The 12,227-nt window shown below is 64.5% G+C and carries 9 protein-coding genes; 6 read left to right on the top strand and 3 right to left on the bottom strand.

Annotation, left to right across the window (positions count from 1 at the left end):
- A complete protein-coding gene (mutY, locus tag HJC00_RS00045) occupies nucleotides 1-1,104 on the bottom strand; it encodes an A/G-specific adenine glycosylase (protein WP_210628891.1) in 1,104 nt (367 codons plus the stop codon).
- A gap of 96 nt (nucleotides 1,105-1,200) precedes the next feature.
- On the opposite strand from mutY, the gene HJC00_RS00040 reads away from it, so the two are divergent.
- The 5 genes from HJC00_RS00040 to HJC00_RS00020 all read left to right on the top strand — a co-directional run bounded on the left by HJC00_RS00040 (nucleotide 1,201) and on the right by HJC00_RS00020 (nucleotide 6,896).
- On the top strand, nucleotides 1,201-1,698 hold the full coding sequence (locus HJC00_RS00040) for a DUF721 domain-containing protein (protein ID WP_210628890.1): 498 nt from the start codon (nucleotides 1,201-1,203) through the stop codon (nucleotides 1,696-1,698).
- 229 nt (nucleotides 1,699-1,927) lie between these two features.
- On the top strand, nucleotides 1,928-2,152 hold the full coding sequence (locus HJC00_RS00035; protein WP_210631686.1) for a DUF6290 family protein: 225 nt from the start codon (nucleotides 1,928-1,930) through the stop codon (nucleotides 2,150-2,152).
- Nucleotides 2,136-2,405, top strand: a complete 270-nt coding sequence (locus HJC00_RS00030; RefSeq protein WP_221122530.1) for a type II toxin-antitoxin system RelE/ParE family toxin — start codon at nucleotides 2,136-2,138, stop codon at nucleotides 2,403-2,405. Before HJC00_RS00035 ends, HJC00_RS00030 begins: the two co-directional genes overlap by 17 nt.
- Before the next feature lie 156 nt (nucleotides 2,406-2,561).
- Nucleotides 2,562-3,332: a DsbA family protein gene (locus HJC00_RS00025; RefSeq protein ID WP_405047662.1), complete on the top strand. Its 771-nt coding sequence runs from the start codon at nucleotides 2,562-2,564 to the stop codon at nucleotides 3,330-3,332.
- Between the two features lie 102 nt (nucleotides 3,333-3,434).
- Complete coding sequence (locus tag HJC00_RS00020) at nucleotides 3,435-6,896, top strand: chromosome segregation SMC family protein (protein WP_221146649.1); 3,462 nt, start codon at nucleotides 3,435-3,437, stop codon at nucleotides 6,894-6,896.
- Nucleotides 6,897-7,417: 521 nt separating this feature from the next.
- On the opposite strand, the gene HJC00_RS00015 is transcribed toward HJC00_RS00020, so the two are convergent.
- Nucleotides 7,418-8,071, bottom strand: coding sequence for a glutathione S-transferase family protein (locus HJC00_RS00015; protein ID WP_221163484.1), 654 nt, complete (start codon nucleotides 8,069-8,071; stop codon nucleotides 7,418-7,420).
- A gap of 879 nt (nucleotides 8,072-8,950) precedes the next feature.
- Here HJC00_RS00015 and ppdK point away from each other — a divergent pair.
- Nucleotides 8,951-11,617 carry a pyruvate, phosphate dikinase gene (gene ppdK / locus HJC00_RS00010; protein WP_221122534.1) on the top strand — a complete coding sequence of 889 codons (2,667 nt, stop codon included), beginning with the start codon at nucleotides 8,951-8,953 and terminating at the stop codon, nucleotides 11,615-11,617.
- Nucleotides 11,618-11,635: 18 nt separating this feature from the next.
- Here ppdK and HJC00_RS00005 read toward each other — a convergent pair whose 3' ends face one another.
- Nucleotides 11,636-11,911, bottom strand: a complete 276-nt coding sequence (locus HJC00_RS00005; RefSeq protein WP_221163483.1) for a hypothetical protein — start codon at nucleotides 11,909-11,911, stop codon at nucleotides 11,636-11,638.
- Nucleotides 11,912-12,227 lie beyond the last annotated feature (316 nt).

Below are 12,227 nucleotides of genomic sequence, written 5' to 3'. Positions count from 1 at the left end.
TTATGCCCTGGATGTTTTGAACGCGAGAGGAATAGCCGCTGCGATCGCTTTTTTCATGACGGTCGGCAAGGCCTGCGCTTCAAGATTTGTAACCGGTTCCCACCATCCGTCATCCACGCCAGCATTCGGCTTCGGCTTTGCAGCGATCGCCGCCCGCCAGATCGACAGCCGGAGTTCGAAATGGGTGAAGACATGGATGACGGTGCCGCAGGATTGCCAGGCCGCCTCGAAGGGGGCGGCGGTGACGGAGGTCTCGCCGTCGATGCGCGCCGTCCAGCCCGTCGTCGGCACCTCGGTCATGCCGCCGAGCAGGCCGCTATCGGCCCGCCGCCTGAGCAGGATCTCGCCCTCTGCGGTCACCGCGATGAAGGCCGCGCCCTGGCGAACCGGCTTGTCCTTCTTCGCCCCCTTGACCGGAAAGAGCTCGGGATCGGAAAGCTTCAGCGCCTGGCAGGCATCGCGAAACGGACAGAGCGAACAGGCCGGCCGCTTCGGCGTGCAGATCGTCGCCCCGAGATCCATCATCGCCTGGGCGAAATCACCGGGCCGAGCCGCTGGCGTCAGCAGCGCCACCTTCGCCTTCATCAGCGGCTTGGCGCCCGGCAGCGGTGTTTCGATGGCATAAAGCCTTGAAATCACCCGCTCGACATTGCCGTCCATGACGGCGGCCCGCCGATTGAAAGCAATGGCGGCGACGGCGGCAGCGGTATAATCGCCGATGCCGGGAAGCGATTTCAGTCCCTCTTCGGTGTCGGGAAAGACGCCGCCATGTTCCCTAGCTACCGCTTCGGCGCATTTCTTCAGATTGCGGGCCCGCGCATAATAGCCGAGCCCCGCCCAGGCGGCCATGACCGCCTCGTTTTCGGCTGCGGCAAGATCGGAGACTTCGGGCCAGCGCTCGAGAAACTTCTCGAAATAGGGTTTGACCGCCTGCACCGTCGTCTGCTGCAGCATCACTTCGGACAGCCAGACGCGATAGGGATCGGCGCGGACGCCGCGCGCCGCCATGCCGGGCGAAACGCGCCAGGGCAGGTCGCGGTGATGGCGGTCGTACCAGTCGAGGAGGGGCTTTGCCGAGGGCGTGTCGAGTGTCGTGGTCGTCATGATTTGCCGCAATGGGGGGAAGGCCCTATACTTGGCGAAGCAACGCCGCGCGATCAAGTCGGCCGCACCAATTCGTGACGCCGTTCAAAGGTTTCGATGAGTTATCCACGCAAAGATGTGAAGCAGATTTCCGAACTGGCGAACGGGCTGATCGATCCGGTCCTGGCGCGCCGCGCCGGCATCAACACGGCGCTACTCGGCTCGTGGAGCGAAATCGCCGGCGAGGATTTCGCCGATTGCACCCGGCCGGAAAAGATCGCCTGGGCCCGCGGCGGCGGCGATGACGGCAGCTTCCGCCCCGGCGTGCTGACGATCGCCTGCGAAGGCGCGCGCGCGCTCTTCCTCACCCATGCCCAGGGCGAACTTATCCAGCGCATCAACAGCTTCTTCGGCTTCGCCGCCGTCCACCAGATCCGCATCGTCCAGAAGCCGGTGTCGCAAGCCGTCCGCCGCTCCCGCCCGCCCGCGCCGCTGAAGGGCGAGGCCGCGCGCAAGCTCGAAGGCATGATGGAGGGCATCGAGGGCGACAAGCTGCGTCAGGCGATCCAGCGCTTGGGAACTGCGGTGATGGGCAAGCGGGGAAGAGGGCGCTGATGAGCAAATCTGAGTGGAAGTTTGTCCGCTTCTGGCGACCGAGGCGTCCTACGGGCGTTTAATTTTTTGATCCTGCTTCAACACGCTCGCGGGTCACAAGGAATTCGACTCTGCCCGAGACCGACGTATAGGGCTCGCATTGCGTAGTCGCATCAGCGAGATTTCCGGGAGGAGACTGGTGACCGAACGCTTCGGGTGCTATATTTGTATAGCAGACAGGAGAAAAATCATGTTGGCCTTGCGGTTGCCACCTGAAATCGAAGCACGCCTCGATGAGCTTGCCAGGCGCACGGGCCGCAGCAAGAGCTTCTACGCGCGTCAAGCCATTCTCGAACATCTCGATGATCTCGAGGATGTCTATCTCGCCGAAAAGCGCCTCGAAGAGCTTCGCCGAGGTGAGAGCGATACAGTGCCGCTGGCCGAGCTGATGGCACGTCATGGCTTGGAGAATTGAGTTTCACCGGGCAGCCGAGCGTGAGCTTGAGAAGCTTGGACATGAGGCGGCTCGCCGAATCCTCCGGTTTCTCAATGATCGCGTTGCCAAGCTGGACGATCCACGATCCATCGGAGAGGCGCTTAAAGGATCTGAACTTGGGGACTTCTGGAAGTACCGCATCGGGGACTATCGGGTGATCGCAAGCATCGACGATGGAACCGTGCGAATCCTCATCGTGCGGATTGGCAATCGCCGTGATGTCTATCGATGAAATCCGGGAGCTGACCGATAGCAATTTTGTCCGGCGGTCCCATCACGGTCACAATTCTTTGAAGGAAGTTGGCCAACCGTGCCTTGTAGGCGGCTGCCAGCCGTTATATCGCACAATCATGCCGTCACTCTCATTACTTATGGGGAACCCATGCAGATGTCCGAAATGCAACTGACGAAACGCCGCCTCCTGGGTGGGATCGCCATCGCCGCAGCTGCCGCAGCGCTTGTCGCCTGCAACGACAGCAAGGACGCTGCCGATGCTTCGTCCTCCGGCAAGACCATGGCCGACGGCACCGATGTCGATACCATGCAGACGGCGGCCACCTCGGCGGGGGACATGCCCCAGTCCGACGGCGATGTCGACATGGCCGAAGTGCTGAAGCCCGGCGCGCTGCCCGAGATGGCGCTTGGCAAGGCCGACGCGCCGGTCAAGATCGTCGAATATATGTCGATGACCTGCCCGCATTGCGCCCATTTCCACAACACCACCTTCGACACGATCAAGCAGAAATACGTCGATACCGGCAAGGTGCAGTTCATTATCCGCGAATTCCCCTTCGATCCGCGTGCCGCAGCCGCCTTCATGCTCGCCCGCTGCAGTTCCTCCAATCCGGAGCAGTTGAGCACGCCGGAACAGTATTTCCCGATGGTTTCGATGCTGTTCAAGCAGCAGCAGGTCTGGGCCGCCGCCGATGACGGCCGCGCCGCACTGCTGCAGATGTCGAAGCTTGCCGGATTTACTGAGGATAGCTTCACGAAATGCTTGACGAACCAGAAGCTTCTGGATGAAGTGAACGCCACGCGGGAAAGGGGATCCAAGGATTTCGGCGTCAACGCCACGCCAACGTTCCTCATCAATGGCAAGCGCTATTCTGGAGACATGCCGGTTGACACCATGTCGAAGCTCATCGACAGCCTCATCTGAACCGGACCGTTCGACCACAGCGGGCGACGGCGAAAGCCGTGCGCCCGTTTTTTGTTTTCAGCGCAGTTTGCGGGCGGGGCTTCCTGCCGTGGATATTTCCGCATGAAGTTCAACAAGCTGCGCCTGGTCGGCTTCAAATCCTTCGTCGAGCCGACGGAATTCATCATCGAACGGGGGCTGACCGGCGTCGTCGGACCGAACGGCTGCGGCAAGTCCAATCTCGTCGAGGCGCTGCGCTGGGTGATGGGCGAGAATTCCTACAAGAACATGCGCGCCTCCGGCATGGACGACGTGATCTTTTCCGGCTCGGGAAACCGCCCGGCCCGCAACACCGCCGAGGTGGCGCTCTATCTCGACAATGGCGAGCGGACCGCACCCGCCGCCTTCAACGACAGCGACGAGATCCAGGTCACCCGCCGCATCGAGCGTGAACAAGGCTCGCTCTATCGCATCAACGGCAAGGAAAGCCGCGCCAAGGATGTGCAGCTGCTCTTTGCCGACGCCTCCACCGGCGCCCGCTCGCCCTCGATGGTTGGCCAGGGCCGCATCGGCGAGCTGATCCAGGCAAAACCGCAGGCCCGCCGCCAGCTCCTGGAAGAGGCGGCCGGCATCTCCGGCCTGCATTCGCGTCGCCACGAGGCCGAACTGCGGCTGCGCGCCGCCGAAACCAATCTCGAGCGCCTCGACGACGTCACCTCGCAGCTCGAAAGCCAGATCGAGAGCCTGAAGCGTCAGGCCCGCCAGGCCAACCGCTTTAAGACGCTGTCGGCCGATATCCGCGCCCGCGAGGCGATGCTCCTGCATATCCGCTGGGTGCAGGCCAAGGAGGCCGAGGCCGAGGCCGACAGCGCCCTCAACCAGGCAACCGTCATCGTCGCCGAAAAGGCGCAGATCCAGATGGAGGCGGCCAAGCAGCAGGGTATTGCCAGCCTGAAGCTGCCGGAATTGCGCGAGGGCGAGGCGCGTGCGGCTGCCGCCCTGCAACGCCTGCAGATCGCCAGAAGCCAGCTGGAAGAGGATGCCGGCCGCATCCTGCGCCGCCGCGACGAGCTGACCCGCCGTCTCGCCCAGCTGGCCGAAGATATCCGCCGCGAGGAACGGCTGGTCGCCGACAATGCCGTCATCCTCGCCAAGCTCGACGCCGAAGAGGCCGAGATTTCTCAAATCCTCGCCGATTCCGGCCGTTTTGCCGAGGAGACCCGCGAAGCCTTCGAAGGGGCGGCGGCGAAGCTCGCCGACAGCGAGCGCATCTTCACCCAGCTGACGGCCGAGCGGGCGGAAGCCGCCGCCGGCCGCAACCAGCTGGAGCGCGCCATCCGCGATCTCGCCGACCGCCGCATGCGCCTCGAGCGCCAGATGCACGAGGCGAATGCGGAATTGTCGGCCATCGCAGAGAAGATATCAGGCCTGGCCGATCCCGATGAAAAACGGGCGATCGTCGAGGCCGGTGAAATCGCGCTGGCCGATGCCGAAGCCGCGGCCCAGACAGTCGAACGGGCGCTCGCCGCCGCCCGCCAGGCCGAGGCCTTGTCGCGCGCGCCGGTCGATCAGGCCCGCTCCGCCCTGAATGCGCTGGAAACCGAGGCCCGCACCATTTCCCGCATGCTTGCCGCCGGTGCGGCCGCCGGCAAGTTTCCGCCGGTTGCCGAGGAGCTGAAGGTCGATCGCGGCTTTGAGACGGCGCTGGGTGCGGCACTCGGCGACGATCTGGAATCCCCGCTCGATGCCGAGGCGCCGGCCCATTGGTCTGTCAATGGCGACGGCGCCGCCGACCCGGCGCTTCCGCCGGGCGTGACGCCGCTCATCGCCCATATCAGCGCACCCGCCGCTCTGACGCGCCGGCTGCGCCAGATCGGCATGGTTGGCGAGGGCGACGCGCGGTCGCTGATGGCGGCGCTGAAGCCCGGCCAGCGCCTGGTGACGAAGGAGGGCGCCGTCTATCGCTGGGACGGCCATGTCACCGGCGCAGATGCCCCGAGTGCCGCGGCACTGCGCCTTGCCCAAAAGAACCGCCTGGCCGAACTCGAAAGTGAAGTGGCGATTGCCCGCGACGTGCTTGCCGAGGCCGAGGAACGGCAGGCAGCCGCCGCCGAAGCCATCCGCATCGAGGAACGCAGGCTCGCGGAAGCCCGCGACATGAGCCGCCTGTCGGCGCGTCATCTCGCCGAGGCGCGCGAGGCGCTGGCTGCGGCCGAGCGCGCTTGCGGCGATCTCATCCGCCGCCGCGACGTCGTCAGCGAGGCCGCCAGCCAGTTGGGCACGCAACTGGAGGAGATCGGCGTTCAGGAAGAAAATGCCCGCATCGAGCTGGAGGATGCGCCTGATCTCACGCTGATCGACGAGCGGCTGCGCTTCCAGCAGGCGGAGGTTGCGACCGACCGCGGCGCGCTCGCCGAGGCCCGCGCCCGGCACGAAAGCCTGGCGAGGGAAAATGAGGCCCGCCAGCGTCGCATCATGGCGATCGGCCAGGAGCGCGAGACCTGGCGCCAGCGGGCGGCAAGTGGCGAGGATCATGTCGCCACACTGCGCGAGCGCGAGGAAGAGGCGCGCGAGGAGGCGGCCGAGCTCGAAATGGCGCCGGATGAATTCGACGACAAGCGCCGCGCTCTGCTCAGCGAATTGCAGAAGGCCGAAGAAGCGCGCCGCAACGCCGGCGATCTGCTCGCCGAAGCCGAACGCATCCAGCGCGACGCCGACCACAAGGCGGCGACCGCGCTTTCCGAACTTGCCGAATACCGCGAACGCCGCGGCCGCGCCGAGGAGCGCCTCGTCTCTGCCCGTGAGCGGCGGCAGGAAAGCGAAAGTCGTATCCGTGAGGCGTTGAATGTGCCGCCGCATGAGGCGCTGCGGCTTGCCGGCCTGCAGCCGATGCAGGCGCTGCCCGATCCGCGCGAGGTCGAGCGCGAGCTGGAGCGGCTGAAGATGGAGCGCGAACGGCTCGGCGCCGTCAATCTGCGCGCCGACGAGGAGCAGAAGGAGCTGAGCGAAAGGCTCGAAGCCCTGATCAAGGAGCGCGACGACGTCATCGACGCGATCCGCAAGCTGCGCGGCGCCATCCAGAGCTTGAACCGCGAGGGCCGCGAGCGCCTGGTCGCCGCCTTCGACGTCGTCAATGGCCAGTTCCAGCGGCTGTTCACCCATCTCTTCGGCGGCGGCACCGCCGAGCTGCAGCTGATCGAATCCGACGATCCGCTGGAGGCGGGCCTCGAAATCCTGGCGCGGCCGCCCGGCAAGAAGCCGCAGACCATGACGCTGCTGTCGGGCGGCGAGCAGGCGCTGACGGCGATGGCGCTGATCTTCGCCGTCTTCCTCACCAATCCGGCGCCGATCTGCGTGCTCGACGAGGTCGACGCGCCGCTCGACGACCACAATGTCGAGCGCTACTGCAACCTGATGGACGAAATGGCGGCATCGACCGAAACCCGCTTCGTCATCATCACCCACAATCCGATCACCATGGCCCGCATGAACCGCCTCTTCGGCGTCACCATGGCCGAGCAGGGCGTCTCCACCCTCGTCTCCGTCGACCTGCAGACGGCCGAACGCCTGCGCGAAATCGCCTGAAGGCGTCCGCGCGAGCCGCGGAGACCAGGCTCAGGGCCCAGGGTGATGGGATTGAGGCAAGGGACCGGCCGGAAACGCGGACGCGGCAGGAGGCCGCGGACAGACACACGGGCGCCACCGAATTGGTATTTGGCGGTCCGCCGCTATTTTGCTGCGGCTGTCACCCTATCCTCCGTCTTCCTCGGGCTTGACCCGAGGATCCATGCGGCATCCACCAGCGCCAGGCCGTGGATCCCAGGCTCAAGGCCTGGGATGACGGAGGAGAGGTGGTGCCCGGATGGTGAGGAGAGGTGATGCCGGGCTGGCGGGAAGGGTGGTGCTTGGGTTGGCAGAGGAGAGAATGAACCGGGCTCGAAGGACGAGAGGTAGTTGCGGTTGAGGGGCAGCCCCCCCACCGATCTCCCAGCCTGGGACGTTGCACGGATATTGAACTCCTGCGTATCTCGACCAACGAAAACGCCAGAACACGAAGCAATCAATGACTACTTCCGTCCAAGCGGTTCACCCCCCATGATCCCTGGTCAGCCGCCCGATGCAGCCTGGAAGACCGCCAGCTGCGCGGCGAAGGCGCGCTGATAGGCCGGCCGTGCTTCGGCGCGGGCGACATAGGCTGCAAGGCTGGGATAATCGTCCAGTATGTTTGACGACTTCAGCCGCAGCAGTACCGAGACCATCAGCAGGTCACCGGCGCTGAAGGCGCCGTCGAGCCAGTCGGCATGGCCGAGATGGGCAGAAAGGCTGTCCAGTCGTTTGCGGATGCTGCCCTCTAGGGAACGCAGGCGCTTTTCGTACCAGGGTTCGTCGCGCTCCAGGATCCTGGCGAGGCTGTGCTCGAAGATCGGCGGCTCAACCGTATTGAGCGCGGCAAACATCCAGGCGATCGCCCGCGCCCGGCCATTGCTATCCCCAGGCAACAGGCCGCCGCCGTGGCACTCGGCGATATGCAGGACGATCGCGCCGGATTCGAACAGGGTAAGATCGCCTTCCTCATAGGTCGGGATCTGCCCGAAAGGCTGACGCGCCAGATGCGCCGGCTGCTTCATCGTCTCGAACGTGACGAGGCGAACCTCATAGGATTGGCCCGCTTCCTCGAGCGCCCAGCGAACCCGCATGTCGCGCGCGAGACCCCGGCCCCGATCGGGCGAACGTTCAAAGGCGGTAATGGTGATCGTCATCGCTTTCTCCATCGCTTGTCCACATTGAAGACGTGCGGCCAAACGGGATTCCGACATTCACCACCGTCCGGCATCAGCTTTTGCGGGAACGGCTGTCTGCCATCGGCGCAGGATCTGCCTCGCATTTCGAGAGGGTCGCATCGACGACGAGGCGGCTGCTCATCGGCCGGCCAAAACCCGAACTCCAGCCGGACTGTGCACAAATCGCGCGCAATTTTCCCGCATTCGGTGATAAACACCAAAAAAGGTCGGCTGTCTTGCGGTCCGTACCCCATTTGGATGATGCTCTTTTCTCTGACTTGCATTAGAAGTTGTTTCAACGCAACCTGATGACTTTGCTGAAAAGCGGGCGGTCAACGTTGCGTATTGTCGAATTTGCGATGCGCTTTCCGGGTAGAGGGCAAAGACCCGGGAGGTGTTGAGCAATCCCGGGAAATCCTGAGGTATTGCCGAACACGAAGATCAGGGTGGTTCCATGAACCGTCCTGGGTTGAGGGACCCCCCGTCCGGTTTTCCTGGCCGGACGGAAACAAGGCTTTGCGGGACATTGTTGCAGTCCCGCAAAGCTTTTTTTATGCCTTCTTCAGATCGGGTGCGGTTTGCATGCCTTCGGCCGCCACTCTCGCGAAAATTATTGTGCGACGCAGCATTTTTGCCGCATTTGTCGATTTTCATTTCAACTCCAAGGCATTAAGCTGATTTGTCAGGCTGACGACACTGCCTTCTTCTCTTTCGTCATGCTCGGGCTTGTCCCGAGCATCTGCGACCGGTCACACGCAGCAGATCCTCGCCACAGGGGCGAGGATGACGCCGAGAAAAGAGCGAGGGTCGTCGACAGCCGAGGGATCACACTGATCCCGATCTGGAGTTGGGGGGAAGATGACCAAGTGGGTCTATAGGTTCGGCGACGGACAGGCGGAGGGTGGCGCGCGCGACCACGAGATGCTCGGCGGCAAGGGCGCCAATCTTGCTGAAATGTGCGCTCTCGGCCTTCCTGTTCCGCCGGGACTGACGATCGTCAGCGATGCCTGCAACACCTATTACAGCAATGGCGGCCATATCGACGACCGGCTGAAGGCCGAGGTGCGCGACGGCATAGCGGCGATCGAGGCGATCACCGGCCGCCATTTCGGCTCCACCAGCCAGCCGCTGCTGCTGTCGGTGCGCTCAGGCGCCCGCGTCTCCATGCCCGGCATGATGGACACCGTGCTCAATCTCGGCCTCAACGACGAGACCGTGCAGGCGCTCGGCCATGATGCCGGCGACGCGCGTTTTGCCTGGGACAGTTACCGCCGATTCATCCAGATGTATGCCGATGTCGTCATGGGCCTCGGCAACGACGCCTTCGAGGAAATCCTGGAGGACGAGAAGGCCAAGCTCGGCCACGAACTCGACACCGAGCTCAGCGCCACCGAATGGCAGCATGTCGTCTCCCTCTACAAAAGGTTGATCGAAGAGGAGCTGGGACAGCAGTTTCCGCAGAATCCGGAAGTCCAGCTCTGGGGTGCGGTCGGCGCCGTCTTTTCCAGCTGGAAGAGCGCGCGCGCCGTCACCTACCGCCAGCTGCACAACATCCCGGAAGGCTGGGGCACGGCGGTCAATATCCAGGCGATGGTCTTCGGCAATCTCGGCAACAGCTCGGCGACCGGCGTCGCCTTCACCCGCAATCCTTCGACCGGCGAGAAGGCGCTCTACGGCGAATTCCTCGTCAATGCGCAAGGGGAGGATGTCGTTGCCGGCATCCGCACGCCGCACAGCATCACCGAGGACGGGCGGCTTTCCTCCGGCTCCGACAAGCCCTCGATGGAAAAGCTGATGCCGGAAGCCTTCCGCGAGCTCACCCGCATCTGCACCGAGCTCGAGATGCATTACCGCGACATGCAGGATATCGAATTCACCATCGAGCGCGGCAAGCTGTGGATGCTGCAGACCCGCTCGGGCAAGCGTTCGACCCGGGCGGCGATGAAGATCGCCGTCGACATGGTCGACGAGAAAGTGATCACCGAGGAGGAGGCGGTGCTGCGCATCGAACCTTCGAGCCTCGACCAACTCCTGCATCCCACCATCGATCCGCGCGTCAACCGCCAGGTGATCGGCACCGGGCTGCCGGCCTCGCCGGGGGCGGCGACCGGCGCCATCGTCTTTACCGCCGAAGAGGCGGTCGAGGCGGAAGCCGAGGGCCGCAAGGTCATTCTGCTGAGGGTCGAGACCAGCCCGGAGGATATTCACGGCATGCATGCCGCCGAAGGCATCCTGACGACCCGCGGCGGCATGACCAGCCATGCGGCGGTGGTTGCCCGCGGCATGGGCATTCCCTGCGTCGTCGGCGCCGGCACCATGCGCATCGATCAACGCAACGAGCGCCTGCTCGGCATCGGCGTGACGCTGAAGAAGGGCGATATCATCACCATCGACGGTTCGGCCGGCCAGGTGCTGAAGGGCGAGGTGCCGATGATCCAGCCGGAACTGTCGGGCGATTTCGGCCGCATCATGGGCTGGGCCGACCGCGCCCGGCGCATGACGGTGCGCACCAATGCCGATACGCCGGCTGATGCCCGCGCCGCCCGCTCCTTCGGCGCCGAGGGCATCGGCCTTTGCCGCACCGAACACATGTTCTTCGAGGGCGAGCGCATCCATGTCATGCGCGAGATGATCCTGGCCGAGGATGAGAAGGGCAGGCGGCTGGCGCTCGACAAGCTGCTGCCGATGCAGCGCTTGGATTTCACCGGCCTTTTCACCGTCATGCACGGACTGCCGGTGACGATCCGCCTGCTTGATCCGCCGCTGCACGAATTCCTGCCGAAGACCGACGACGAGGTCGCCGAGGTCGCCTTCGCCATGGGGTTGGAGCCGCTTGCGCTGCGCCAGCGCGTCGATGCGCTGCACGAGTTCAACCCGATGCTCGGCCATCGCGGCTGCCGGCTGGCGATCTCCTATCCCGAGATCGTCGAGATGCAGGCCCGCGCCATCTTCGAGGCGGCGGTGGCTGCGGCGCATGAGACCGGGGCGGCCGTCGTGCCGGAGATCATGGTGCCGCTGGTCGGCCTGCGCTCCGAGCTGGATTACGTCAAGGCCTGCATCGACGCCATCGCCGGCAATGTCATGGCCGAAGCCGGCATGAAGATCGATTATCTCGTCGGCACGATGATCGAGCTGCCGCGCGCGGCGCTGCGCGCCCATGTGATCGCCGAGGCCGCCGAATTCTTCTCCTTCGGCACCAACGACCTGACGCAGACCACCTTCGGCATCTCACGCGACGACGCGTCGGCCTTCATCCCCACCTATCAGCGCAAGGGCATCATCGAGCACGATCCCTTCATCTCGCTCGATTTCGATGGGGTGGGGGAGCTGATCAGCATCGCCGCCGAACGCGGCCGGCGCACCCGCAACGACATGAAGCTCGGCATCTGCGGCGAACATGGCGGCGACCCCGCCTCGATCCGCTTCTGCGAAACGATCGGCCTCGACTACGTCTCCTGCTCGCCGTTTCGCGTGCCGATCGCCAGATTGGCGGCGGCGCAGGCGGTGATTTCGGAAAACATGTAGGACCGCGCAGCGCCGACGTCAGTGATGGTACCGCCAGCGATCGTGATAGATATAGGGTCCGTTCAGATCCCAGGCCATGCTCTGCATCAGCTCGGCACTCTGCGCCCGCGACTCGGCCCGCCGGTCGAGATCGATGCGCTGCAGGCAGGTGGCGAACGCATCGGTTCCGCGGCGAAAACCATAGCTCAGGCACTTCTGCTCATCGGCCGCCCGCCGCTCCTCCGGCGTCATCGTCTGGCAGGCGGAAAGGCCGGCGGTCGCGGCGAGGAGGGTAAGGAGAAGGGCGATGCGCATTGGTTTGGTCCTTGCTTTTCCCTGAGGAAAAGCCATTCGGGCGAGGGCGTCAAGCGACCGCTCGTCCCTTGCCGAGTGGCCCAGGCCGGGAATGGTTTCTCCTGCGCATCCCACGCTCCGTCATGCTCGCCCTTGAGCTGCCTTGGGATCAGCCCCGGCATGCGGCCTCAGTCAATCTTCCCGCAGTGTCAGCCGCATGGATCCCAGGGTCAAGCCCTGGGATGACCGAAGAGAGGTGGTGCCGCGCCCCATAAGTCCGCCCCCGCGGAAGCGAGGTGGTGCCGCGACGCATCGGCTCGGCGGCAGCGATGAAGCT

Source organism: Rhizobium sp. NLR22b (genome assembly GCF_019685295.1).
GTDB lineage: Bacteria > Pseudomonadota > Alphaproteobacteria > Rhizobiales > Rhizobiaceae > Rhizobium.
The sequence above is the reverse complement of the archived record's forward strand: the minus strand, read 5'-3'. Positions and strand labels throughout refer to the sequence as shown.